The sequence below is a fragment of the Streptomyces sp. SolWspMP-5a-2 genome, assembly GCF_900091845.1.
Taxonomy (GTDB): Bacteria; Actinomycetota; Actinomycetes; order Streptomycetales; family Streptomycetaceae; genus Streptomyces; species Streptomyces doudnae.
On the sequence record NZ_FMCI01000269.1, the window covers coordinates 1 to 24,356 of the forward strand.

Genomic DNA, 24,356 nt, shown 5'->3' on the forward strand with positions numbered 1-24,356 from the left:
AGCGCGGGCAGCGCGGGCAGCGAGCGGATCGTCGCGCTGCGGCGCACGGCTGCCGGACGTGTCCGGGGCGGGCGCGGCGGTGGCCTCCGCCTGGTGCCCGGCCCGGCGGAGGGCGAACGGGCCCTCTCCGGTGACGAGGATGCCGACCCGGGGGACGCTGCCCCTCACCCGACCGGCGACCGGGAGGGTGAACCCCCGCACGGTGACGTCCAGTTGGGCGCGGCGCGGGACAACGGCCGCCGTGACGGCGCGTTCCGGGAGGACGGTCGGCGGGACCACCGTGGACGGGACGGCGCACGGCGGGTCGACGCATTGCGTGACGACGGCCGTCCCGGTGAGGGCGGTCCCGGTGCCGCGCGTTCCGGTGTGCGTCACCCCGGTGCGGGGCCCCGGAACGCCGTCCGTCACGGCGACGGCTCCTCCCGGGTGCCCGGCGCCGAACTCCCCCTGACCGCACCGGTGTCCGAGCCCGCACGCGATCCCCGGGTGGCGGCCGTGCGGCGGGTCGGGGAGCTGGGGCGGCGGCTGCGGGCGCTGCGGCTCGGCGGGTCCGTGGTGCTGCTGGCGATCGCCCTCACCGCGGGCTCCGTCGCCGTCGGGGCGCTGCGCGACCGCGACACCGCGGCCGTCGCCGCGGCCCCGGGCGCGATGGCGCCCGCCGCCGTGAACGGCCGCGACCTCGACGCGGACATCACCGCCCTGCAAGGCCATCTCCGCGCCCAGCCCAAGGACTTCGGCGGCTGGGCCACCCTCGGTCTCGCCTACGTCGAGCAGGCGCGGACCAAGGGCGACCCGTCCCGCTACCCGCAGGCCGAGAAGGCGCTGAGCCGCTCGCTCGCCCTGCGCCCCGACAACGAGCAGGCCCTCACCGGCCGAGCCGCGCTCGCCGCCGCCCGGCACCGGTTCGCCGAGGCCCTCACCTACGCCGACCGGGTGCTCAAGGAGAACCCGTACAGCGAGCGTGCCCTCTGCTCGCGCATCGACGCGCTGGTCGAACTCGGCCGCTACGCCGAGGCGTCGAAGGCCGCCGACACCGCCGACACCCGCCGCCCCGGCATCCCCGTCTTCACCCGCTACGCGTACGTCCACGAACTGCGCGGCGACGTGAAGACCGCCCGCCGGGTCCTGGAGCAGGCCCTCGCCGGTGCCGCCACCCGCGGCGACATCGCGTACGTGGCCGCCCAGCTCGGTCAACTCGCCTGGAACCAGGGCGACTACACCACCGCCCTCACCGACTACGCCCGCGCCCTCGCCGCCGACGAGAACTACCTCCCCGCGCTGGAGGGCCGGGCCCGCGCACAGGCCGCGCTCGGACGGCGCGGGGCCGCGCTGCGGGACATGGAGCGGGTCGTCGCCCGCTTCCCGCTGCCGGGACCGCTGGTGGAGCTGGGCGAGCTGTACGAGGACCGGGGCGACGACGGAGACCGGGCGCGGGCCGCCGACCAGTACGCGCTGGTCGACGCCTGGACCGCGCTGGCCCGCGCCAACGGCGTCAACGCCGACCTCGACACCGCGCTCGCCGCCGCCGACCACGGCGACCGGGCGTCGGCGCTGCGCGCGGCCCGCGCCGAGTACGCGCGCCGCCGGACCGTGCACACCGCCGACGCCCTCGCCTGGGCCCTGCACGTCAACGGCCGGGACGCGGAGGCCCTCGGCCACGCCCGGGAGGCCACCGCCACCGGGTACCGCAACGCCGTGTTCCTCTACCACCGCGGCACGATCGAACGGGCCACCGGGCACGAGAAGGCCGGCCTCGAATCCCTGCGGGCGGCAATCGCGTTGAACCCCGGATTCTCGACGCTCGGTGCCCGGCACGCCCGTTCGGCCCTGGAGGGCGCCAAGTGAGCACCAGGACCCGTCTCTTCCCCTCGATCGCGGCCGTCTGCGCGGCCGTCTGCGCGCTCGTGCTGGCCCCTTCCACCAGCGCGAGCGCGCACCCCCTCGGCAACTTCACGGTGAACCGGTACGACGGACTGGTCGTCACCCCCGACGCCCTGCGCGTCGACCACGTCGAGGACCTCGCCGAGATCCCGGCGACCCAGGCCGGACCCGCGGTGAAGCGGCTCGGCCTGACCGAGTGGGCCCACCAGCGGTGCGCGACGGCCGCCGACGACTCCCGTCTCACGGTCGACGGCCGCGAGGTCGCCGTCACCGCCCGGAGCGCGCTGGCGCGGGTCAGGCCGGGGCAGGCCGGTCTCACCACCCTGCGCGTGGAGTGCGTGCTGACCGCGCCGCTGCCCGCGGACACCGCCGTCGACCTGCGCTTCACCGGCGCGGGCGGCGCGGCGGGCGGCCCCGGCTGGCGCGAGATCACCGCGCGCGGCGACCGGACGACCCTCACCGCGTCGGACGTGCCGACGGCCTCCGTCTCCCGTGAACTGACGTCGTACCCGTCGGAGTTGCTCTCCTCCCCCGCCGACACCGCGAGCGCGGCCCTGCGGGCGCGGCCGGGCGGTGCGGCGCTGGCCGGGGACACGGAGGGTTCCGCCGCCCCCGGCGCGGGCGTCCTGCCGCGCGGCGCCGACCGTTTCACCCGGGCTCTCGAGTCCCTGGTCGCCCGGCAGGACCTGACGATCGGTTTCGCCGCGCTCGCGCTGCTGATCGCGGTCGTGCTGGGCGCGGCGCACGCGCTCGCCCCGGGACACGGCAAGACGCTGATGGCCGCGACGGCGGCGGCCAGGGGCGGCCGGGCCAGGCTGCGGGACGTGCTGCCGCTGGCCGCGTCGGTGACGGTCACCCACACGCTGGGCGTGGTCGCCCTGGGCCTGCTGGTCACGGCCGGTTCCGCGCTGGCCCCCTCGGTCATCACCTGGCTGGGCGCGGCGAGCGGGGCCCTGGTCATCGCGGCGGGACTGACCCTGACCCGCAGGGCCTGGCGCAACCGCAGTCCCGACACCGCCACCGCCACCACCGTCCCCGTCCCCGCCACCGTGGCCGAGCCCGTACCGGCGAAGGCCCCGGAGCGCGTCCTGGCCCTGGCGGCGGCGCGGACCGGCCGCACGGAGCACGCTGACCACGGGGCCCACCACCCGCACGACCACGACCACAGCCATGAGCACGGGCACGGGCACGGGCACCACACCGCGCATCACCACGGGCACGGTCACAGCCACGAGCACGAGCACGGCCACACCCACGGACATGAGCACACGCACGCACACGCGCACGGGCATGAGCACACCCACGGGCGCCGCGGTCATGTCTTCGAACACACCCACGGTGGTGTCACCCACACGCATTCCACCGCTCCCACGCTCCGGGGCACGATCCTGCTCGGGTTCGCCGGTGGGCTGGTGCCCAGTCCGTCGGCCGTCGTCGTACTGGTCGGCGCGGCGGCGCTCGGCAAGGCGTGGTTCGGGCTGCTCCTCGTCGTCGCGTACGGCGTCGGACTCGCCCTCACCCTCGGCGCCGCCGGGTTCGCCGTCGTGCGGCTGGGCAGCGGGATGAACCGGATGCTGGACCGCCGTCCCCGCCTTACCGGTCACCCGGTGGCGCGGCTGGTGCGCGGCACGGCTCCGCTGGCGTCGGCGCTGCTGGTCGTCGCGATCGGGGTCGGACTGGTGCTCAAGGGGGCGTCGGGCGCGTTCGGTTGAGCCGCGCCGCGGGGAGACCAGGGGAAGCGGGGTTCCGCGCGCGGGACGAAGTGCGCACGCTGAATGAGAAGTTCGGGCGGTCACGGCGGAGGGGGCGACGGTGATGTCCGAGGAGACGGGCAGTGAACGTCTGATCGCCGGACGCTACCGGCTCCTGTCCCCGCTCGGCGAGGGCGGCATGGGAACCGTGTGGCGGGCCGGGGACGAGGTGCTGCGGCGCGAGGTCGCCGTCAAGGAGGTGCGGGCGCCCGCGGGACTCGCGGCCCACGAGACGGAACGGCTGTACGCGCGCCTGGAGCGCGAGGCGTGGGCCGCGGCCCGGGTCGCCGACCGCCGCGTGGTGACGGTGTACGACGTGGCCACCGAGGACGGCCGCCCGTGGATCGTCATGGAGCTGGTGCGGGGCGTCTCGCTCGCCGAACTCCTGCACGCCGAGGGCCCGTTGCCGCCCGAGCGGGCCGCGCACATCGGTGCGGAGGTGCTGGGCGCGCTGCGGTCGGCGCACGCGGCCGGGGTGCTGCACCGGGACGTGAAACCGGCCAACGTGCTGATGTCGAACGACGGTCGGGTGGTGCTCACCGACTTCGGGATCGCGACGGTCGAGGGGAGTTCCGCGCTGACGATGACCGGCGAGGTCATCGGGTCGCCGGAGTTCCTGGCACCGGAGCGGGCGCTCGGCCGCACCCCGGGACCCGAGTCGGACCTGTGGTCGCTCGGGGTGCTGCTGTACGCGGCGGTCGAGGGCAACTCGCCGTTCCGGCAAGCCACTCCGCTGGGCACGCTGCGCGCCGTCGTCGACGAGGAGCTGCCGCCGCCGCGCCGGGCAGGGCCGCTGGGGCCCGTCGTCGAGGCGCTGCTGCGCAAGGATCCGGCGCAGCGCCTCCCGGCCGACCGGGCGGAGGACGACCTGCGCCTGGTCGCGGCGGGCGGCACCCCGGGCCGGTACGGGCCGGACAGGGACGGGCCCGACGGGTACGGGTCGGGTGGATACGGGTCGGGCGGGCGCGGGCCGGGCGGGTCACCGTACGGGACCACGGTCGCCGGGCTTCCGGGGCCGGGGCCGACCGCGCGTCAGCCCGCGCGCCCGGCCGCCACCGGCTCCGGTTCCGCCTCCGGTTCTGCCTCCGGTTCCGGTTCCGGTTCTGCTTCCGGTCACGGGGTGCCGTCCTCCGTCCCGGCGGGTGGGGCGCGGCGGGACGGGCGGGTGGCCGGGGTGCTGGTCGCGGGGGGTGGTCGTCCTGGCGCTCGCGGTCGCCGGGCTGACGTACGCGCTGACGCACCGGGACACCGGAGGGGACGGCGACCGGGCCGACGGGCAGGGCGCGTCGACGCCGAAGGAGACGGGGAGTTCGCGGAAGGGGGAGGGCGGGGCGTCGGTGCCGGTGTCGCCGAGCGCGAGCGGTTCGGCGCGGGACACGGCGTCCGCCCGGTCGGTCACGGTCACGGTGACCGGCGCGCACACCGACTACCGGGGAAGCTGTCCGCCGTCCCGTGCCGACGCGCCCGCGTTCACGCTGACCCTCTCCGTGAACGCCCTCCCGGCGCAGGTGCGTTACCGGTGGCGGTCCGAGGACGAGAAGGTCATGGACGAGGGCTGGAAGACGCTGTCCTTCCCGGAGGGCGGCGGCACGTCCCGTACGGACACGGTGTTCGTGACGACGGACGGCGGCTCGGGGACGCTGCGGGACGCGGTCTCCGTGGAGGTGCGGACCCCGGCGCGCGTCACGTCGGAGCCGGTGCCGTTCTCGGTGACGTGCGTGGAGGAGACCCCGTCGGACGGAGCCTCCCCCACGGATTCCGGATCCGCTTCGCCCTGACCGTCAGGCCGCGGAGGTGAAGACGGGCAGGTAGCCGCCCGACTGCCCGGCGGCGGTGGGGTGGTAGGACTCGCCGACGTTCAGCACGTTGAGGCTGTGCAGCCAGGCGCTGCCGGAGCACAGCTCGTGGCCGGTGAAGGTGGTGCGGACGTCCCCGAAGGAGAAGCCGTGGTTGGCGGCGACCTTGGCGGTGGCGGTGTTCAGCTGGTCCGAGGCTTCGTTGATGGCCTTCCGCTTGGTGTCGGAGAGGCCGACGCAGGTGGTGTTGAGCTGGTAGAAGCGCGGATAGCCGACGACGACCACGTGGGCGGACGGCGCCTTGCTGCTGATCGCCGAGTACACGCTGTCGAGGGCGCCGGGGAGGGTGTTGGCGACGTACGCCTTCGCGGTGGCGATCCGGGAGAGGCAGGCGCTGTCGGACTGGAGGACACAGGTCGTCATGACGTCGGCGAACCCGGCGTCGTTGCCGCCGATGCTGATGGACACGAGCTTGGTCGCCGAGCTGAGCGGGCCCAGTTGACCGGAGAGAACATCACCCGTACGAGCGCCCGAGCAGGCGGTGAAGTCGAACGTCGAGGGTGAATGCGCGGCCGCCCAGAGGTACGGGTAGGCCTTCGTGCTGCGCTTGCAGTCGCCGCTCGCGCTGATGTAACTGCCCGACCCGACCCCGGAGGAGTAGGAGTCGCCGAGCGCCACATAGCCCCCGGCGGCGGCCGTCGTGGCCGCCTGGGCGGCGGCGGCGCCGGTCAGGGCGGTGCCGGCGGCGAAGAGGAGCGAGCTGACGAGGGCGGCAATTCGGGAACGTCTCATGGAACCTCCCTTTAGCAGGATCTCTGCCATCCCTTTCGTACCAACTACGCGCGTCGAGCGGAAGTGTTCATGCCAACACTTCCCCTTCCTCTCCCCTTGCCACCCTGGGTGTTCACCACGTGTTCGAGCTGACGGACGGACAGTTCGCCCGGCGCGGCCGTCGCCGGCTGCCCGAACTCCCGTCCCCGCGAGACCAGTCGACGCATCCGGGGGAACGCGTGTTCAGGCGTCCACAAGAACCGGTGTGAACGACAAGGACGTCTTGACGCCCGCTCTCGGCCTGCGCCACATTGAAGCCCGGCATCCGGCGCGTCGGGGGGCAAAATCGGCCATGCAGGCCATACGTGTCAAGAGATCTTCAAAGGGCGGCACCGAGCGGGCAAAGACGGTGGCGGGGAGGGATCTTCCGCCTCTGCTCGCGGGTGTCGCGACGGCCCTCGGGGGGACCGGGGCCGTACTCGCCCTCACCGACGCGGACTTCTGGATGCGGGGCCCGCTCACCCTGTTCTTCCTGCTCGCCGCACCCGCGTCCGCTCTCGCGGCCGTGCTCGCCGGGCTGGAACCCCTGGGCCGCACGCTGGCCGCGCTCGCGGGCGCGGTCGTCGTCGACATGCTCGTGGCGCAGGGGATGCTGGCCGTTCACCGCTGGTCGGTCCAGGGCGGAATCATCGCCGTATCGGTGATCAGTCTGCTGATTCTCCTGGGCTGTGCAACGCTCAGACCGATAAAAGCGTGAGGCCGCCTTCCAAGCCTTGCGACCAGGGTTCAACCATCAATACCGTCATAGATCTCACTCGCGCCGGACCATCATCATGCGGCTCCGGGGGAGGGCTCAGGACCGCGACGGAGCCCGGCGCGAGGCGCGGTAGGGGGGTGCCGTGCTCGGTGACCGCACCGGTGACCGGGCCGTGCCGCGAGATCGGCCGCCACTGTCCGGCGGCCGGTCAGTCATGCCAGCTCACCCGGCATGCACGGAGTGCCGCTCGGCCGTGCCGCCGGGGTGAGAACCCCCCTTTCGAACCGGGTATATCGCCGGACCGCCCAGGGGCGGGCGGTCCAGCCGGACGAGAGGGACCAGACTCATGAGTTCCGTTCTGCGGCCCGCGGCCACCGGCCACGAACCGTCAACCGACGTCACCTATCGGCCTATCTCCTCCCACCTGGCGATCACTCCGCCGGTGAGCGTGGTCATTCCCGCCATGAACGAGGCCGAGAATCTCCCCTACGTCTTCAAGACACTTCCCGACTGGATACATGAAGTGGTTCTCGTCGACGGCAATTCCACCGACGACACCGTCGACGTGGCCCGTTCCCTGTGGCCGAAGGTGAAGGTCGTCGAACAGCGCGGCAAGGGCAAGGGCGACGCGCTGATCACCGGGTTCGAGGCGTGCAGCGGCGACATCATCGTGATGGTCGACGCGGACGGCTCGGCCGACGGCAACGAGATCGTCTCGTACGTCTCCGCGCTGGTCTCCGGCGCCGACTTCGCCAAGGGCTCCCGCTTCGCCAACGGCGGCGGCACCGACGACATGACGTTCATCCGCAAGCTCGGCAACTGGGCGCTGTGCACCGTCGTCAACCGCAAGTTCGGCGCCCGCTACACCGACCTGTGCTACGGCTACAACGCCTTCTGGCGGCACTGCCTGGACAAGATCGACCTGGACTGCACCGGCTTCGAGGTGGAGACCCTGATGAACATCCGGGTCGTCAAGGCGGGCCTGAAGGTGCAGGAGATCCCCAGCCACGAGTACCTCCGCATCCACGGCACCAGCAATCTGCGGGCCGTGCGGGACGGGCTGCGGGTCCTGCGGGTCATCCTCGGGGAACGCTCCAACCGGCGTGCCCTGCGCCGCCGCACACGCCGCTCGCCGATGCTCGACTCGGTACGGGGAGAGGCGTCTTGAGCGGTCCCGACATGTCCGTCGTGATCTGCGTCTACACCGAGGACCGCTGGGAGGACATCCTCGCGGCGGTCTCCTCGGTGCGCGCGCAGTCCCGCCCGGCGCGGGAGACGCTGCTCGTCGTCGACCACAACCAGGCACTGCTGGACCGGCTCACCAAGGAGTACGGCGTGCCCGGGGAGGACGGCGCCGGGGAGGACGGGCCCGGGGGTAACGGGCCCAGGGGGAACGGGCCTGGGGAGAACGGGCCCGTTGAGAACAGATCCGGGGGGAACAGGCCCGGTGGAGGCGGGTCCGGTGCCGAAGGTCCCGGCGGGGGCCGGCGCCGCGGGCCCGGGTCAGGCGCGGTGCGGGTGCTCGCCAACGCCGGGCCGCGCGGCCTCTCCGCTGGCCGCAACACCGGCATCGCCGCCTCGCACGGCGAGGTGATCGCCTTCCTCGACGACGACGCCGTCGCCGAACGCGACTGGCTGCGCCGCTTCGCCGACGCCTACGCCGACCCGCGGGTCCTCGCGGTCGGCGGTCGCACCGAGCCCGTCTGGGCCTCCGGCCGCCGACCCGCCTGGTTCCCCGAGGAGTTCGACTGGGTGGTGGGCTGCACCTACCGGGGGCTGCCGCCCGGCCGGGTCCGGGTGCGCAACGTCCTCGGCGGCAACGCCTCCTTCCGGCGCACCGCGTTCGAGGCGGCGGGCGGCTTCGCCACCGGCATCGGACGCGACGGCGACCGGCGACCGCTGGGCGGCGAGGAGACGGAGCTGTGCATCCGGCTCGGCCTGGCCCGCCCGGACGCCGTCCTGCTCATCGACGACCGCGCGGTGATCCACCACCGGGTGTCCGCCGCCCGCGAGCGCTTCGGGTACTTCCGCGCCCGCACCTGGGCGGAGGGGCTCTCCAAGGCGCTGGTGGCCCGGAGCGTCGGCGCCGGACGCGGACTCGCGTCCGAACGCCGGTACACCACCCGGGTGCTGCCCGCCGGGGTGGCCCGCGGGCTGCGCGACGTCCTCCTGGCCCGCCCCGGTGGCGCGGGCCGGGCGGGCGCGATCGTCGCCGGGGTGCTCACGGCGGCGGGCGGCTACCTCGTCGGCAGCGTACGGGCCCGCAGGAACGGGACGACGTTCGCCGTCACGCCGGTCGAGGGGGCGTCCGATGGCTGACGACACCGCCGTGCCGATCCTCATGTACCACGCGGTCGCGACCACCCCCAACCACGCGACCCGCGCCCTCTCGGTGACCCCGGAGGCGTTCGCGCGGCACCTCGGGATCATCGCCGACCTCGGCATGACGCCCGTCAACACGGCCGACCTGGCCCGCAGTTGGCGCGACGGCCGCCCACTGCCCGCCCGCCCCCTGCTCATCACCTTCGACGACGGCTACGAGGGCGTCCACCGCCACGCGCTGCCCGCCCTCGCCCGCCACGGCTACCCCGCGACCCTGTTCGTCTCCACCGGCTGGATCCGCGGCGCCCACCACACCGGGGGCGGCCCCGACCTCATGCTCGACTGGGACCAGGTGCGCGAACTGGCCGCCGCGGGCGTCGAGATCGGCGGTCACAGCCACACCCACCCGCAGCTCGACCAGCTCGGCGACGACCCGCTCCGGCACGAGCTGCGCCGCTGCCGGGAGATCGTGGGCGCCGAACTGGGCACCGCGCCCGCCTCGTTCGCCTACCCCTACGGCTACTCCAGCCGACGGGTGCGCGCTGCCGTGCGGGAGACGGGCTGGGCCCAGGCGCTCGCCGTCGGCAACGCCCTCGCCCGCCGCCGCCAGGGCCCCTACGCCCTGCGGCGGGTCACCGTACGCCGGGGCACCGGCATCGAGGAGTTCGAGCGGCTGCTCCGAGGCCGCCTGCTCCACCGCGACGTCGCCAGGGACCGGGCCCTCACCAAGGGGTACGCCCTGGTCCGCAGAGCACGACAGGTCCGCCGGAAGGCCATCCGTTCCCGTGTCTGACACGACCACCACCACCGAGCCCGCACCACTCCCGGCCGCCGAGCCGCCGCGGCGGGGGCGCCGCCTCCGGCTGCCGGGCCTCGGCGGATCCGGCGGCGGCAGCCCGCTGTTCCGCAACGCCTACGCCCTCATGCTCAACACGGGCATCTCCGCCGTCCTCGGGCTCGGCTTCTGGCTGGCCGCCGCGCGCTACTACAGCGAGGACGCGGTCGGTCAGGGCTCCGCGGCCATCGCCGCGATGAAGTTCCTCGCGGGCCTGACGGCGGTGACCCTCACCGGCGCCCTCGCCCGCTTCATCCCCGTCGCGGGCCCCGGCACCGGACGGCTCATCCTCCGTACCTACGCGGGCAGTTCGCTGGTGGTGGCGGGCGCGGCCGGGATCTTCCTGCTGTCCCTCGACCGCTTCGGGCCCTCGTACCGGTTCCTGCACGGGGCGCTCGCCGGCGCCGGGTTCCTGGTCGCCGTCGTCGCCTGGAACCTGCTCACCCTCCAGGACGGGGTGCTGACCGGGCTGCGCAGCGCGCCCTGGGTGCCGGTGGGCAACACCGTCTTCTCCGCCGTCAAGCTGGCCCTGCTGGTCGGCTGCGCGGTGGCGGTGCCGGCGGCCGGTGTCTTCGTCTCCTGGGTCGCCGCGATCGCCACCTCGGTGGTACCGCTGGGCTGGCTGGTGTTCCGGCGTCTGGTGCCCCGCCACGTGGAGGCCACCGCGGGCCGGTCGCAGCCGCCCGGCCTGCGGGAGATCGGCCGGTTCCTCGCCGGGGACTACACCGGCTCCCTGTTCTCGCTCGCCGTCGTCTACCTGGTGCCGGTGCTCATCGCGTCCCAGGTCAGCTCCGAGGACAACGCGTACTTCTACATCACCACGACCATCGGCGGCACCGTCAATCTGCTCGCCATCAACATGGGCGCCTCACTGACCGTGGAGGGCTCGCACGACCCCGCCAGGCTCGCCGCCGACACCCGGGCCGCGCTGCGCCGGATGGCCCGGATCATGCTGCCGGTCTGCGGCGGCATCTTCGTCGGAGCGCCCTGGATCCTGGGCGTGTTCGGCGCGGGGTACGCGGACGCGGCCACCCCGCTGCTGCGCTGGTTCGCGGTCGGCGCGCTGCTGCGGGTCGTGACAGAGACGCACTTCGCGGTGTTGCGGGCGCAGAGCCGCACCGCCGGACTCGCCTGGCTCCAGGGCCTGTTGTGCGTCCTGGTGCTCAGTCTGACGCTCCTGCTGCTCCCCCGGATGGGACTGACCGGCGCGGGCGTCGCGGAGATCTCCAGCCTCGCCGTGATCGTCGCCGTCGCCGCGCCGAGGCTGCTGCGCACCATCAGGACGGCGCCCGTGCCCGCACCGGCCGAGGACGTGTCGCCCGACGGCGACCTCGCCGACCTGGGGGCGCGCGAGGTGCCGTCCGCGAAGCCGCGCAGGCGGGAACCGGCCTGGGCGGTGGACGACGACACCCTCGCGCTCGGCGTGCACGTCGACTTCGACCACCAGGAACGCCGTCCGGACGTGCGCCCGGGACCCGGCACCCCGCCCGCGGGCACGCCGGTGGTCGAGCCGCGGGAACTGCACCCGCTGCCCGGCGCCGGATCGCCCCGGGACCGGGTGCGCGGGCCCGGCACGGAGACGGGCTCGGCGGGAGTGGAGCTGGAGTGGGAGATCGACGAGGACCGGTTCGTGGTCCCGCCGCCTCCCACGCAGGACGAGGACCGGTTCGTCGTCCCGCCGCCTCCCACGCAGGACGAGGACCGGTTCGTGGTCCCGCCGCCTCCGGCGCCGTCCGCGACCGCGCCGCAGCACTCCCCCGGCCCACCGCCGCCGTCCTGGCGGGAGCGGTGTCGGCCCAGCAGGGCCGGGGCGGTGCTGGGCGGGCTGCTGGCCGTCGCGCTGCTGCTGTACTGGGTGCCCGCCGCCCGGCTCGGCGAGGCCGACCTGGACCGGATGGGCGGCCTCGGGCTGATCTCGGTGCTGCCGACGGCGACGCTCGCCGGGGCCGCGCTGCTCGTGGTGGTCTTCGGGTCGCTGCTCCGGCTCGGCCGCGAGCACCGGGCGCTGCTGCTGGTGACGCTCCTCGCGACGGTGCTGTCCCTGCACGCGCTGCCCGCCGTCGTCGAGTCGGAACCGCGGTTCGCGACCGCCTGGCAGCACCTCGGCTTCCTCGACTACATCGACCGCACCGGGTCGGCGGTGCCCGACCTGGACGCGCGCTGGAGCTGGCCCGGGTTCTTCGCGGTGGCCGCTTTCGTCGCGCGGGCCTGCGGGGTCACCGACCTCACCGAGGTGATCCGCTGGTGGCCCACCCTGATCGAACTCCTGTACCTGGCACCGCTGTTCCTGCTGACGCGCGCGCTGCGGGCGAGCTGGCGGGCGCGCTGGACGGGCATCTGGGTCTTCGCGCTGAGCAGTTGGGTCGGCCAGGACTACTTCTCCCCGCAGGGCTTCACCTATCTGCTCTATCTGGCGTTCGTGGCCCTGCTGCTGGTGTGGTTCAGGGCGCCCCGGGTGGTGTGGACGCGGACGCGGCCGGGCGAACGGGAGGTGGAACCGGCCGAGCGGCGGCAGAAGGCCGTGCTGCTCGCGGTGGTGATCGGACTCTTCGCGGCGAGCGTCCCGGCCCATCAGCTCACCCCGTTCGTGATGCTGGGCGTGCTCACCGTGCTGGTGCTGCTGCGCCGCAGTGAACTGGTCGGCCTGCCACTGCTGTTCGCGGTGCTGGTGATCGGCTGGCTCGGTTTCATGGCCGAGCCGTACTGGTCGGGGCACTTCGACGACCTGTTCGGCGGGGTCGGCGGGGTCGGCGGCAACGTCTCGTCGTCGGTGTCGGGGCGCATCGAGGGCGGCAGCCCCGCGCACAAGCTGGTCCTGTACGCGCGGGTGGCGCTGGCCGGCGGGGTGCTGGCCCTGGCCTGCTGGGGCTGGCTGCGGCGACGGCGTCTGCGCTACCGGGAGGTGGCGCTGCCGGTCCTCACGTTCGTGCCGTTCCTCGGCTTCGGCATGCAGTCCTACGGCGGCGAGATGGCCCTGCGCGTCTTCATGTTCGCGCTGCCAGGCGCGGCCCTGCTCTGCGGTCTCGCCCTGTTCCCGCGCACCGGCGCCACCGCCGGGGAGCGGGAGCGGGACCGGCCGGGCCTCGCCTCCGGGGTCGCGCTGCTGACCGGGCTGCTCCTCATGGGCGGTTTCCTGGTGGCCCGTTGGGGCAACGAGGCGTTCGAGCGGACCAGGCCGGGCGAGGTCGCGGCGATGGAGTACGTGTACGCCCACGACGACCCGACGGTCCGGCTGCTGTGGCTGAGCGACGACCCGGTGAACAACGTGACCCCGGCGATGCCGTGGGGCGCAAGGGACATGGAGCGGGTCGACTACGTGCCCACCCTGGCGCCGAGCGACCCGGCGCTGGTGTCGGGTCTGGTCAAGGCGTTGCGCGACGCGGGCCCGCAGTCGTACCTGATGGTCGGCGGGAGCCAGGTGACGTACCTGGAGATGGACGTCGGCTATCCCGCGACCTGGGAGTCGCGGCTGCTGCGGAACCTGGACCGGCGGCCCGAGCTGGAGAAGGTCATGGGCAACAAGGACGCGGCGGTGTACGCGCTGCGGGAGCGGCCCGGGTCCGCGGTGCCCAGGGCCGACCCGGGTCCGATCGGGCCCCGGATCACCTGGACGCCGTGGTCGATCGTCGGGGGCCTCGCGGCGGTGGCGCTGCTCGTGCTGCTGACGGCGCGCGAGCTGGTCCGGGTGGCGGTCCGCCCCGGGGTGCGCCAACTCCACTTCCTCCAGGGCAGTTTCTGGTTCTCGCTGCCCCTGCTCGCGGTGTTCCTGGCGTCGCTGGTGCAGCGGTTCCTGACGATGAAGTAGCGGCCGGGGCGGACCGGCCCGGGGCGCGGGCGTCAGGGCGCCGGGGGCGAGCCGGTCACCGCTTCCGCTCCAGCCACGTCACGCCGTACGCCTGCAGGTCGAAGCGGTGGCCGTCGACCTTCGCGCTGATCGTCCGGTCCAGGGTGTTGACCACCAGGACCGTCCGGTCGGTGGCGAGGACCCGGACGTGCGGCGCGTCGTCCGCGGCCACCGGCACCTTCCGGTAGCGGGTGCCGGGCGGGAACTCGCGGTGGAAGCGGGAGAGCAGCCCGAACATGGGCAGTCCGCGGCCGCCGTCCGGGCCGTAGGTCGGGGTCCACAGGCAGCCGGGGCAGTCGGTGCCCTTCTCGTCCTGCGGGTTCCAGTAGAAGCCGGAACCGGCGCCCCCCTCGGCCATGGCGATCAGACCCGCGGCCTGGACGGCGACCCGGCGGGTCTCGGACCAGCCCCGGCGCTCGTCGTTGCCGTCGGCGGGCTCGACGTAGTACTCCGACCACCACAGCGGCAGGTTCCCGGTCTGCCGCCGCACCCAGGTGCCGACGGCGGTGAACTTCTCGGTGGCCGCGAACTCGTCCGGCAGCAGCTCGTCGTCGTTGGTGTAGCTGGAGCCGTCGACGACGACGAAGTCGGCGCCCGCCCGGTGCCGGTTCCAGTACGCGAAGGCGTCCAGGACCCGCTGGTCCATCGCGCCCCAACTCCCCTTCACGGAACGGGAAGCGTTCTCCGACCGGGGGTCGAGGCTGTCCATGGCCAGATAGGGGCCGCCGACCATGATGTCCTTGTCGACCTTCTTCAGGGCCTTGTGGACGAGGTTGTACAGCGCGGTGTAACCCTCGTAGTCCCAGCGGCCCTTGGCGTCGTTCCAGAAGCCCTTGAACTCGTTCCAGACCAGGAAGTGCCGTACGTCCGGGTAGCGTCGGGCGACGGTCGCGGCCAGCGCGGCGAAGTCCGCGTAGTGCGCGGGCTCCGGTGCCGTCTCCAGCGCGGCCTGGCTCCAGTCGGTGTGGCCGACGCCCGAGGTGCCGCCCTTCATCCAGTCCGGCGCGCAGCACAGGGTGATCACCGGGGTGCCGCCGGTGGCGCGCACGAAGTCGATCCGGCGGTCCATCGCGGCGAAGTCGTAACGCCCCTTCACCGGCTCGGGGTTGTCGGCTCCCCAACCCATCAGCGCCTGCACCTGCGGCATGCCCCCGGCGCCCCGCACGAGCCGGTCGGCGCGCGCGGTGGCGGCGCCGTCGCCCTCGTCGGCGCTGTACTGGGTGTGGGTGAAGCCCCAGCCGACCTCGGGGCCCTCGGTCCCCGGCGGGGTGCGGGGAGTGCCGTGCACCCGGTCGCCGTTGCGCGAGGTGCCCGCGGTGTCCGCGTCGTCGTCGGGCAGGGTGCGGATCACCGTCACGATCAGGGCCAGTACGGCCACGCCGACCCCGAGCAGGGCGCCGAGCCGCCACCGCCACGCCCCCGAAGTCCACTCATGACGTGCCATCGTGGCAACAGTAACCGGGCCGGGGATCCTGCGGGCGATGTCGGGACGTCCGGCACCCCGGCGGGACGGACGGGACGTCCCGGACACCCGCGACACGACCGACACACCCGGCGGACCACGAAACCGGGTGCACGGGGCGCCCCGGTGCCGGATCATGGACGGCATGTCTGCGAACCCACACGACGCGCTGCCGATCCGGCTCAACGTCGACGACAGCGACTCGCCGTCCGACGTCGTCGACGCGCTGTTCCTCGGCCGTTTCGCGACGGGCGAGCAGCCGTACTCGCACGCGGCGAACATCGAACGGGTGAAGTCCGCCGCCACCCTGCTGCCGCCGGGCGCCCGGGTGCTGCGGGTCGCGCGCGACGACGACCGCAGCGCGACGCTCGCCGAGGGCGACGGCTGGACGCTGCTGATCTCCCGCTGGAGCCGGGGCGCGGACGTCACGGTCACCGCGACCAGCTCCGACCTCGCCGAGCGGGTCCTCGACCAGGCCACCGACGGCGCGGCCGACGAGCCCGAACCGCAGCCCGACAACGTGACGATGGGCTTCTGGTACGTCTCGCCGCGGCGCGGCCCGTACCGCACCACCCGGCAGATCTCGGCCGGGACCTGGGACGAGGTCCGCCCCAACTACACGGCGCCGGTGGCGGACGCGCTGGACCGGCTGATGAAGACGACGCCCGAGGACATCGCGGGACGGCTGCTCCTGCTGCACGGGCCGCCGGGCACCGGGAAGACGTCGGCGCTGCGCACCCTGGCGCGGTCCTGGCGTGACTGGTGCCAGGTCGACTGCGTGCTCGACCCCGAGCGCCTCTTCTCCGACGTCGGCTATCTGATGGACATCGCGATCGGCGAGGACGACGGCACCGGCAAGGGCCGCTGGCGGCTGCTCCTGCTGGAGGACTGCGACGAGCTGATCCGCGGCGAGGCCAAGCACACGGCGGGCCAGGCGCTGTCCCGGCTGCTCAACCTCACCGACGGGCTGCTCGGGCAGGGCCGCAACGTCCTGGTGGGGGTCACCACCAACGAGGACCTGGAACGGCTCCACCCGGCGGTCGTCCGCCCCGGCCGCTGCCTCGCCCGCATCGAGATCGGCCCGCTCACCCGCCCGGAGGCCGTCAACTGGCTCGGCACGGAAGAGGGCGTGGGCCGCGAGGGCGCGACCCTGGCGGAGCTGTACGCCCTGCGCCGGGGCACCTCACCGACGTCCCTCCCGGAACCCCGCGAGGGCGCGGACGCGGGTCTGTACCTGTAAGGCGGACGGGGGCGCTCGGAAAAAAGACGACGCGCCCCACGGGGACCCCCGCCCTCACGGGGACCGCCCCCACGGTCACCTGCACCGCCACCGCCCCGCGGGCCGACGCGCGCCGTGGTCACGCCGGTCGGCGTCCGCCGCCGTCGCTGCCCTGGAACGGGCGGGCGGCGCGGCCCGCAGACTCCGGCCGCCACAGCCCTCCGCTTCCGCCCCCGCGGCCCGTCACCCCCGGCCGCCGCAGCGCACCCGTTCCGCAGCGCACCCGTTCCGCAACCCACCCGTTCCGCAGCGCACCCGCTCGCAGCGCACCCGCTCGCAGCGCACCCGCTCGCAGCGCACCCGCTCGCGTCGCGCCCCGTCAGCTTCCGCCGTCGCGCCCGTATGCGGCGCGCAGCGCGTCCTGGACGGCGGCGAGGGCCGTGGGCTCGTCCAGGCCGAGGCGGCGGACGCGCTCGACGTAGGACTGCGCCGCCGCCGCGGCCTCCCGCTCCGCCGCCGGGCCCGCGGCGGCGACGAACGTGCCGTTGCGGCCACGCGTCTCGATCACTCCGTCGCCTTCGAGCGCCCGGTACGCCTTGGCCACCGTGTTCGCCGCCAGGCCCAGCGACTCGGCGAGGCCGCGGACCGTCGGCAGCCGGTACCCGACGGGGAGCGTCCCGGCGCGCGCCTGTTCGGAGATCTGCGACCGCACCTGCTCGTAGGGCGCGGCACTGTCATCGATGTGGATCTTCAGGGTCACCCGCCGATTGTCCCGCACCCGCCGGAAAACGGGAGGCGTACGGGCCCGCCCGCGCCGTAGCGTGCACGTTCATGACCGTGATCGCGCGCGCCCTCCCCACCGGGGACCTGCACGGCGTGGCCCCCTCCTCCGGGCTGTGCCGATCGTCCCTCCCCCGACTCTCCCGCCTCTCCCGGACGGACGGGGTGCGGTGTGTCCGCGTACCAGGCTGAGCCGTACGGCCCGTTGACGGTCAGGCTCGTCAAGGCGGGCCGCACGAAGATCCGTTACCGGGCCGGGCTGCTGCACGACGACGGTGTCCGCGTCGTCGTGCGCGCCCCCTGGGCGGGTGCGGGCGTGCGGGACTTCGGGTTCGTGCGGTTCGCGCCGGGTGACGTGTTCACCGAGCACTACTGGCGGGACCGCTGGTACGCGGTGAAGGAGGTGCGGGACGCCTCCGGTCTCCTCAAGGGCTGGTACTGCGACGTGACCCGGCCCGCCGTGCTGACCGGGTCCGAGCTGCTCGTCGAGGATCTCGACCTGGACCTGTGGCGGTCCGCCGACGGGACGGACGTCCGCAGGCTGGACGAGGACGAGTTCGCCGCGAGCGGCCTGGCCCGGCGCGACCCGGAGGCGGCGCGGGCGGCGACCGCGGCTCTCGACGAGCTGACGGCGCTCGCCGCGACGGACCGCTTCACGACCCTCCTGACCTGACGGCGCCGACCCGGGCGAGGACCACGTACCGCTCGTCGTCGAAGGAGGCGGCCCGCGTGTCCCACCCTCCTCGCGGACCCGCTCGCGGTCGTGCGTGTGGTCGGTCATGGCCCCAGAGTGACACCCGCCACTGACAGTGACGGAGTGACCGGCGCCACAGACAGGCCGGGGCCGATGAGTCACCCTCCCGGAAAGGGTCTGCCGCCCTGAGCGCAGGGAACCCGGCAGGCGCTGCGAGGAGGCAGGCATGCGCCGTACCACCGTGCAGAAGCCCCTGATCAGGAAGCCGGACCCGCGCCGTGTGCGCGAGGAGTCCGAGCGGCGGCCCGGCGGGCGTCCTGAGATCCGTGAGGACATCGCCCGCACCTGGTGGCCCGACAACTGACCGGCCCGACCGGCGGAGCGGCCGGACCGCCGGCCCGCCCGGCGCGCCTGCCGCTCAGGTCACCGGGTCGAGCCGTTTGCGGTAGTGGAGCCGGTCGTAGGGGCCGTCCATGCGGCGTTCCACCAGCTCGTAGCCGTAGCGCGGGTAGATCTTGCGGTTCTCGGTCATCAGCGCGTTGGTGTAGAGCCTGACCTCGGGCAGTCCGAGGGCACGCGCGTGTGCGTCGACGAAGTGCAGGAGCCGCCGTCCGACGCCCCGGCCGTGCGCGTCGGGGTGGACGGCGATGCTGTCGAGGAACAGGTGGTCCCCGCGCGCCTCCACGACGACCAGCCCGGTCACCGGTTGTCCGGTCACGAACACCTTCCCGGCGGCGACGTCCGCCGCGTGGTCGGCCCGCATCGGCACGGGCACCAGGCCGATGCGGGCGATGAAGGGCCGGTAGGCGGCGTCGGTCACCCGCCGCACGGCCGGTACGTCGGCGGCGACGGCGGGCCGGATCTCGTCCTGCGTCATGCGGCGAACGGTACCTACCTGAGCGCAGTCTCAGCACTCCCTTAACGCCACCATAAGGATCTCTCCTCACCGGCCTCAGCAGGCGGTTCCGCGCTTCTCTGGCGCTAGCTTCTGACTCGCCCCCCACGGGATCGCGGCCGCCGGTCCCGATCCGCCCCACCGGACGGGACCGGACCCGCACAGGTCCGCCGCCCCGCCCCGCCGAGGCCGTACCGAGGAGTTTCCCCATGGCATCCCTGGCTTCCCAGCCCGCCGTGCCCGCGCGCCGCAGGACCGCGGCCGCCGTCGCGAGCCTCGCCGCCGGAGTCGCCCCGCTCGCCCTGACCGTGCTGTCGGCCGCGCCGGCGTCCGCCCACGGCACCATGGGCGACCCGGTGAGCCGGGTCTCGCAGTGCTACGCGGAGGGTCCGGAGAGCCCGCGGTCCGCCGCGTGCAAGGCGGCGGTCGCCGCCGGGGGGACGCAGGCGCTGTACGACTGGAACGGCATCCGCATCGGTGACGCCGGGGGCAGGCACCAGGATCTGATCCCGGACGGCAAGCTGTGCAGCGCGGGCGCCGAGGAGTTCAAGGGGCTCGACCTGGCCCGCGCGGACTGGCCCGCGACGTCGGTCAAGGCCGGGTCGTACACCTTCAAGTACCGGGTGACGGCCCCGCACAAGGGCACCTTCACGGTGTACATCACGCGGCCGGGCTACGACCCCGCGAAGCCGCTGGCCTGGTCCGACCTGGATCTGGAGCACCCGGTGGCCTCGTCCACCGACCCGGTCGCGGCGGGCGGCTTCTACACGTTCGCGGGCGCGCTCCCGGAGCGCTCGGGCCAGCAGTTGCTGTACGCCGTCTGGCAGCGCTCGGACAGCCCGGAGGCGTTCTACTCCTGCTCGGACGTCAGCTTCGGCGGCGCCACGGGCGGTTCCGGGGGCGCCGGGACCCCGGCCGGTTCCGCCTCCGGGCCCGCGGCGGCTCCGACCCCCGCGCCGAGCGCCTCCGTGCCCTCGGAGCAGCAGATCGAGGACGGCGCCGACAGGTCGACGGTCGAGCACCACGGGCACGGTGACGACGACGCCGCGACCACCACCGACCCGACGCGCCCGGCCACTTCGGGCGCGGACGCGACGGAGACGGCGGCCGAGGCGGTCGCCACCGGGCCCGGGACTCCGGCCAACGAGCCGAAGGCGGACGGGAGTTCGCAGAACCTCGCGGAGACGGGCGCGGACTCCACCACCGCCTGGCTCGCGGTGGGCGGCGCCGCCGTCCTGGCGCTGGGCGCGGCGACGCTGTTCGCCTCGGTCCGCCGCCGCGCGCTGGACGTCGGCGGCCGACACGGTCGTTGACGGCCGACGAGGGGCGGGGTCTGTCCGGCGGCTCAGGTCGGACAGACCCCGTCGTGCGTCAACTGAGCGCCGAGGCGCAGGTGGTGGGGGTGGCGTGGGCGGGGTCGAGGGAGTTGGCGACCTCGTGGAAGGCGATCCGGTCGGTGAGGCCGATCAGGACGTGCTCGGCGAAGTCGGCGGCGCACAGGTTCTGGAGCAGGACGTTGCGCACGTCGGACCCGCTGAGGAACTGGCTCCGGTAGGGCGTGACCACCTCGTCGTACCGGGAGGCGATGACGGTGTAGTGGACGCCGGGCACGGTGTCGCCGCCCGCGTTCAGCTTGGTGAGCAGCGGGGAGCCGACGATCTGGTCGGCGAGGGCCGGGGTCTTGGCGGAGAGCAGGTCGGCGGCGCCGGGGAAGTACGGCAGCAGGTTGGTGAGGCCGTCCAGGTCGGTGCCGTGGTTGCTGGGGGCGATGCCGACGAGGGCGTTGACCTTGGCGGCCCCGCCGAGGAACTTCAGGTAGTAGCGGGGCATCATGCCGCCCTGCGAGTGGCCGACGAGGTCGGCCTTGGCGGCGCCGGTGGCGGCGAGCACCTTGTCGACGAAGGTGGAGAGCTGGGCGGCCGACGCGTCGACGGGTCCCAGGCCGTGGATGAGCGGGACGCCGGGCAGTTGGCCGTAGTCGAGGGAGAAGACGCAGTAGCCGCGGTCCTCCAGATAGGGCGCGAGGCCGAGCCAGTTGTCGACGGAGTTGGCGAACGTGCCGTGGACCAGTACCACAGGACGGGGATGGGCTGCGGAGGGTTTGCAGGAGTAGTCGTTCCAGCCGGTGCTCGGCGCGGACGCGGCGTGGGCGGCGGTGGCGGGGACGACGGACACCACGGCGGCGAGAACGACCGCGGCCAGGGGTCTGAGCACGCGCTTCCAGGGCAGCATCGAGTGATCTCCTTGCGGCTCAAGGGAGGGGGGACAGCCTGACGCCCTGTGATCCGGATCACGAGGATGCTTTTCACTCGCCAAGTTACGGGCGAGTAGTACAACTGTGAAGTTACGCGTCAGTAAAAACTTCCGGCGCCGCCCGCACATCCCGCCCAGGAGAGCCCTCCGACCCCACCGGCGAACCCCCGCGCGATCCCTGTACGCGCGGCACGTCCTGGGATAACGTCACCTCGCCCGACGCGTTTGAATCGTTTCAGTCAGTCGATCGCTGAGGAATGAGAGGCGTCATGACGTTGCCCAGCACCCCCGGTACCGGCGCGCGCCCCGGTCCCCGCAGACGTACGGTCGTGGCCGCCGGGGCCGGTGCGGCGGCCCTCTCCGCGCTCGGAGTCCCCCCGGCCACCGCGACCCCGGGGGCGTCCGGCACCGGAGCGGGCGCCCCCGGGGCGGATCACCCGGCGCCCGCCCCGCGCCTCGGCACCGGCTGGCAGCGCTACGTCCAGGCCCCCGGCTCCCGCACCGTGCGGCCCGTCCGGGTGCTCGGCAGCACCGGCGAAGTACGGCGCCCCGAGGCGCTGTTGAAGCCCGGTGGCGCCAGGACCGTGCTGCGCAGACCCCGGCCGGACGCGGCCCCGCGCTGGCCCGAGGGCACGGTGGCCGAGGCGTCGTCGGCGCACCCGGGCAACAACGGCAACGACGGCACACCGCGCACCTACGACGCGGGCAACGCCATCGACGGCGACCCGGACACCTTCTGGAACGACGACACGCAGGGCGAGTTCCCCGACACGCTCACCGTCACGCTGCCCGCCGCCCGGGAGCTGTCCGGGATCACCGTCGTCTCCAACAGCGACGGCGTGCCGACCGACTTCACGGTCGACGTCTGGCGGGACGGCGGCTGGAGCACCGCGGCGACGGTCGCCGACAACGATGTCATCCAGCGTGCCGTCCCGTTCGGCGCGCCGGTGTCCACCACCCGGGTCCGCATCACGGTGACGGCGGTGCAGGACACCCCGCGCGGGGCCTTCACCCGGATCAACGAGGTGTGGCCCGAGGCCGTCGAGCCGGTCGAAAAGCCCAGCGTCACCCTGGACTTCGGCAAGGTGGTCGTCGGACACCCGCGGGTCAGGTTCACCTCCGCCTCCGACAACTCCCCCGGTGTGCGGCTCGCGTTCTCCGAGACCCTGCAACACCTCACCGAACGCTCCGACTTCACCCGCTCCGACCAGTCGGGGACACCGGCACAGGGCACCGACCAGTTCGCCGTCCCGGCCGGTGGCGCCGACTGGACCGACCGCAAGGGCCACCAGCACGGCACCCAGGTGTACGCGGACGGCCTGCACGGCTTCCGCTATCTCAGGATCACCCTGGACGCGCTGGCCTCGGACGCGCCGGCGGCCGAACCCTGGGGAACGGTCGAGATCGACTCCGTGGCCCTGGAGTTCACCGCCTACCTGGGCACCCCGGCCACCTACCGCGGCTGGTTCCTCTGCTCGGACGACGACCTCAACCGCTACTGGTACGGCGCCTCGTACACCAACGAGCTGGTCACCGACACCTTCCGGCAGGACGACGTCGACCCGCGGAACGCCTGGAGCGCGTCCCTCGAAGGGCTGCGCGTCCTGCACGACGGGCCCAAGCGCGACCGCGACCCCTACGTCGGCGACCTGGCGGTCTCCGCCCGCACCCTCTACCTCACCCACGACGAGGCGGCGGACGCGGCCCGCAACGTGCTGGCCGACCTGGCCGCGCACCAGCGCGCCGACGGCTGGATACCCCCGGCCTCCATCAACGGCTACACCCTCCCCCTGTTCGACTACCCGTTGTGGTGGGTGACGTGCAGCTGGGACTACGTCCTGTACACCGGGGACCGCGGTTACGCCGAGCGCCACTACCCGAACCTGCTGAAGGTGCTGGACGTCTGGTACCCGAGCGTCACGGACGGCGCGGGTCTGCTCAGCAAGGGCCTCAACGGCACGGGCGGGTACGGGGATTACGCCTTCCTCGGCCGCACCGGCAGGATCACCTACTACAACGCGAACTACGTGCAGGCGCTCCACGACGCGGCGTCGCTGGCCCGCTGGCTGGGGCGCCGGGACGACGCGGAGCGCTGGACGGAGCGGGCGGCCCTGGTCGCGGACGCGGTCAACTCCCTGCTGTGGGACGCGTCCGCCGGGGCCTACCTGGACTCCGGGACGGGCCCCGTGCGGCACGCGCAGGACGGCAACGCCATCGCCGTCACCTCGGGGGTGGCGGACGCCGGGCGGGCCGCGTCGGCGCTCGCCCATCTCGACGCGACCACCCAGCGTCCGTACGGCAACGCCTTCATGGACAACGACACGCTCTTCGGCGGCGCCTCGCAACGGGTGTACGCCTTCACCTCGTACCCGGAGATCGTGGCCCGGTTCGAGACCGGGCGGGCCGACTCGGCGCTCGACCAGATCCGCCGCACCTACGGGTGGATGGACCGGCACGACCCCGGCATCACCCACTGGGAGGGCATCGGTCCGGACGGCTCGCTCTACGAGGACGCCTACACCAGCATGGCGCACGGCTGGTCGACCGGCGTGCTCCCGGCGCTGACCCACCAACTCCTGGGCGCCCGGCCGACGTCACCGGGCTACGCCACCTGGGAGGTCAGGCCGCACCCCGGGAGCGTCGCCTGGGCGCAGGGCCAACTCCCGACACCGCACGGCCCGTTGCGGGTGGAGTGGCAGCGGACCGCGGCCTCCTTCACGGTCACGGTGCACGTGCCCTCGGGCACCCGGGGCACCCTGGCGCTGCCGGGCGACAGCGCCCGCCTGACCGTGCGCGGCGGCGGACGCCTGCTCTGGGACGGCCGTCGCGCGCGGGACCGGGACGTGCGCGTCGCCGGAGGCCGGGTCACCGTCGCGGAGCTGGGCCCGGGAAGCCACCGCTTCACGGCGACGACCGGTCACTGACGGCAGCGGGAGCGCGCCTGCCGGACGGCCGCCGCGGCAACTCGGTTGGCGGGACGGCCGGTTCGCCTGGCCGGACGGCCTCTTCCCCGGGCGCCCCGCGCGCACCACGCCGTCCGGGGAGGAGCGTCGGCGCCCGGATACATCGGCGTGCGGACACGTCGGCGCCCGGAAT

17 protein-coding genes and 2 pseudogenes are annotated in these 24,356 nt (G+C 74.0%); 13 read left to right on the plus strand and 6 right to left on the minus strand.

Annotated elements, in window-relative coordinates:
- A pseudogene (locus GA0115242_RS41925) lies at nt 1–408 on the minus strand (hypothetical protein); the annotation flags it as partial.
- Between GA0115242_RS41925 and GA0115242_RS27290 the strand changes: the two are divergent.
- The 3 genes and pseudogenes from GA0115242_RS27290 to GA0115242_RS27300 all read left to right on the plus strand — a co-directional run bounded on the left by GA0115242_RS27290 (nt 313) and on the right by GA0115242_RS27300 (nt 5,410).
- Entirely contained in the window at nt 313–1,845 is a 1,533-nt protein-coding gene (locus GA0115242_RS27290; protein ID WP_256089768.1) for a tetratricopeptide repeat protein, read from the plus strand. The pseudogene GA0115242_RS41925 and the gene GA0115242_RS27290 sit on opposite strands and share 96 nt — an antisense overlap.
- Nucleotides 1,842–3,593: a nickel transporter gene (locus GA0115242_RS27295; RefSeq protein ID WP_093833032.1), complete on the plus strand. Its 1,752-nt coding sequence runs from the start codon at nt 1,842–1,844 to the stop codon at nt 3,591–3,593. Before GA0115242_RS27290 ends, GA0115242_RS27295 begins: the two co-directional genes overlap by 4 nt.
- Nucleotides 3,594–3,696: 103 nt before the next feature.
- A pseudogene (locus tag GA0115242_RS27300) lies at nt 3,697–5,410 on the plus strand (serine/threonine-protein kinase).
- 3 nt (nt 5,411–5,413) lie between these two features.
- Here GA0115242_RS27300 and GA0115242_RS27305 read toward each other — a convergent pair.
- Nucleotides 5,414–6,220 carry an SGNH/GDSL hydrolase family protein gene (locus tag GA0115242_RS27305; protein WP_093833034.1) on the minus strand — a complete coding sequence of 269 codons (807 nt, stop codon included), beginning with the start codon at nt 6,218–6,220 and terminating at the stop codon, nt 5,414–5,416.
- A gap of 244 nt (nt 6,221–6,464) precedes the next feature.
- Between GA0115242_RS27305 and GA0115242_RS27310 the strand changes: the two genes are divergently transcribed.
- The 5 genes from GA0115242_RS27310 (at nt 6,465) to GA0115242_RS27330 (ending at nt 13,918) form a co-directional block, all read left to right on the plus strand.
- Nucleotides 6,465–6,956 carry a hypothetical protein gene (locus GA0115242_RS27310; protein ID WP_256089767.1) on the plus strand — a complete coding sequence of 164 codons (492 nt, stop codon included), beginning with the start codon at nt 6,465–6,467 and terminating at the stop codon, nt 6,954–6,956.
- A gap of 346 nt (nt 6,957–7,302) precedes the next feature.
- On the plus strand, nt 7,303–8,124 hold the full coding sequence (locus GA0115242_RS27315) for a glycosyltransferase family 2 protein (protein ID WP_093833036.1): 822 nt from the start codon (nt 7,303–7,305) through the stop codon (nt 8,122–8,124).
- On the plus strand, nt 8,121–9,275 hold the full coding sequence (locus tag GA0115242_RS27320; protein ID WP_237549343.1) for a glycosyltransferase family 2 protein: 1,155 nt from the start codon (nt 8,121–8,123) through the stop codon (nt 9,273–9,275). The genes GA0115242_RS27315 and GA0115242_RS27320 overlap by 4 nt, the downstream gene beginning before the upstream one ends.
- On the plus strand, nt 9,268–10,071 hold the full coding sequence (locus tag GA0115242_RS27325) for a polysaccharide deacetylase family protein (protein WP_093833038.1): 804 nt from the start codon (nt 9,268–9,270) through the stop codon (nt 10,069–10,071). The genes GA0115242_RS27320 and GA0115242_RS27325 overlap by 8 nt, the downstream gene beginning before the upstream one ends.
- Nucleotides 10,064–13,918: a lipopolysaccharide biosynthesis protein gene (locus tag GA0115242_RS27330; RefSeq protein ID WP_093833040.1), complete on the plus strand. Its 3,855-nt coding sequence runs from the start codon at nt 10,064–10,066 to the stop codon at nt 13,916–13,918. The genes GA0115242_RS27325 and GA0115242_RS27330 overlap by 8 nt, the downstream gene beginning before the upstream one ends.
- Nucleotides 13,919–13,973: 55 nt before the next feature.
- Here the strand turns inward: GA0115242_RS27330 and GA0115242_RS27335 are convergent, their stop codons facing one another.
- Nucleotides 13,974–15,401: a GH39 family glycosyl hydrolase gene (locus tag GA0115242_RS27335; RefSeq protein ID WP_093833042.1), complete on the minus strand. Its 1,428-nt coding sequence runs from the start codon at nt 15,399–15,401 to the stop codon at nt 13,974–13,976.
- A 163-nt stretch (nt 15,402–15,564) separates the two neighbouring features.
- Here GA0115242_RS27335 and GA0115242_RS27340 point away from each other — a divergent pair, with 163 nt between their 5' ends.
- Nucleotides 15,565–16,659 carry a DUF5925 domain-containing protein gene (locus tag GA0115242_RS27340; protein WP_093833070.1) on the plus strand — a complete coding sequence of 365 codons (1,095 nt, stop codon included), beginning with the start codon at nt 15,565–15,567 and terminating at the stop codon, nt 16,657–16,659.
- Between the two features lie 358 nt (nt 16,660–17,017).
- Here GA0115242_RS27340 and GA0115242_RS27345 read toward each other — a convergent pair whose 3' ends face one another.
- Nucleotides 17,018–17,398: a GntR family transcriptional regulator gene (locus tag GA0115242_RS27345; RefSeq protein ID WP_161353303.1), complete on the minus strand. Its 381-nt coding sequence runs from the start codon at nt 17,396–17,398 to the stop codon at nt 17,018–17,020.
- Between the two features lie 192 nt (nt 17,399–17,590).
- Between GA0115242_RS27345 and GA0115242_RS27350 the strand changes: the two genes are divergently transcribed.
- Together GA0115242_RS27350 and GA0115242_RS27355 are read left to right on the plus strand one after the other, a co-directional pair.
- A complete protein-coding gene (locus GA0115242_RS27350; protein WP_093833045.1) occupies nt 17,591–18,091 on the plus strand; it encodes a DUF402 domain-containing protein in 501 nt (166 codons plus the stop codon).
- Nucleotides 18,092–18,338: 247 nt separating this feature from the next.
- Complete coding sequence (locus GA0115242_RS27355) at nt 18,339–18,476, plus strand: hypothetical protein (RefSeq protein WP_093833047.1); 138 nt, start codon at nt 18,339–18,341, stop codon at nt 18,474–18,476.
- A gap of 54 nt (nt 18,477–18,530) precedes the next feature.
- Here the strand turns inward: GA0115242_RS27355 and GA0115242_RS27360 are convergent, their stop codons facing one another.
- Entirely contained in the window at nt 18,531–18,989 is a 459-nt protein-coding gene (locus GA0115242_RS27360; RefSeq protein ID WP_093833049.1) for a GNAT family N-acetyltransferase, read from the minus strand.
- 227 nt (nt 18,990–19,216) lie between these two features.
- Here GA0115242_RS27360 and GA0115242_RS27365 point away from each other — a divergent pair, with 227 nt between their 5' ends.
- Nucleotides 19,217–20,320, plus strand: coding sequence for a lytic polysaccharide monooxygenase auxiliary activity family 9 protein (locus GA0115242_RS27365; RefSeq protein WP_161353304.1), 1,104 nt, complete (start codon nt 19,217–19,219; stop codon nt 20,318–20,320).
- Between the two features lie 58 nt (nt 20,321–20,378).
- On the opposite strand, the gene GA0115242_RS27370 is transcribed toward GA0115242_RS27365, so the two are convergent.
- Nucleotides 20,379–21,239 carry an esterase/lipase family protein gene (locus tag GA0115242_RS27370; protein WP_093833051.1) on the minus strand — a complete coding sequence of 287 codons (861 nt, stop codon included), beginning with the start codon at nt 21,237–21,239 and terminating at the stop codon, nt 20,379–20,381.
- A 290-nt stretch (nt 21,240–21,529) separates the two neighbouring features.
- Between GA0115242_RS27370 and GA0115242_RS27375 the strand changes: the two genes are divergently transcribed.
- Nucleotides 21,530–24,184: an alpha-L-rhamnosidase-related protein gene (locus tag GA0115242_RS27375; RefSeq protein ID WP_093833053.1), complete on the plus strand. Its 2,655-nt coding sequence runs from the start codon at nt 21,530–21,532 to the stop codon at nt 24,182–24,184.
- The last annotated feature ends 172 nt before the right edge of the window (nt 24,185–24,356 follow it).

Coding starts and splice junctions, on each gene's coding strand:
- GA0115242_RS27305 (WP_093833034.1), bottom strand. CDS start 6,220: ATGAGACGTTCCCGAATTGCCGCCCTCGTCAGCTCGCTCCTCTTCGCC.
- GA0115242_RS27360 (WP_093833049.1), bottom strand. CDS start 18,989: ATGACGCAGGACGAGATCCGGCCCGCCGTCGCCGCCGACGTACCGGCC.
- GA0115242_RS27365 (WP_161353304.1), top strand. CDS start 19,217: ATGGCATCCCTGGCTTCCCAGCCCGCCGTGCCCGCGCGCCGCAGGACC.
- GA0115242_RS27355 (WP_093833047.1), top strand. CDS start 18,339: ATGCGCCGTACCACCGTGCAGAAGCCCCTGATCAGGAAGCCGGACCCG.
- GA0115242_RS27340 (WP_093833070.1), top strand. CDS start 15,565: ATGTCTGCGAACCCACACGACGCGCTGCCGATCCGGCTCAACGTCGAC.
- GA0115242_RS27325 (WP_093833038.1), top strand. CDS start 9,268: ATGGCTGACGACACCGCCGTGCCGATCCTCATGTACCACGCGGTCGCG.
- GA0115242_RS27315 (WP_093833036.1), top strand. CDS start 7,303: ATGAGTTCCGTTCTGCGGCCCGCGGCCACCGGCCACGAACCGTCAACC.
- GA0115242_RS27335 (WP_093833042.1), bottom strand. CDS start 15,401: ATGGCACGTCATGAGTGGACTTCGGGGGCGTGGCGGTGGCGGCTCGGC.
- GA0115242_RS27375 (WP_093833053.1), top strand. CDS start 21,530: ATGACGTTGCCCAGCACCCCCGGTACCGGCGCGCGCCCCGGTCCCCGC.
- GA0115242_RS27370 (WP_093833051.1), bottom strand. CDS start 21,239: ATGCTGCCCTGGAAGCGCGTGCTCAGACCCCTGGCCGCGGTCGTTCTC.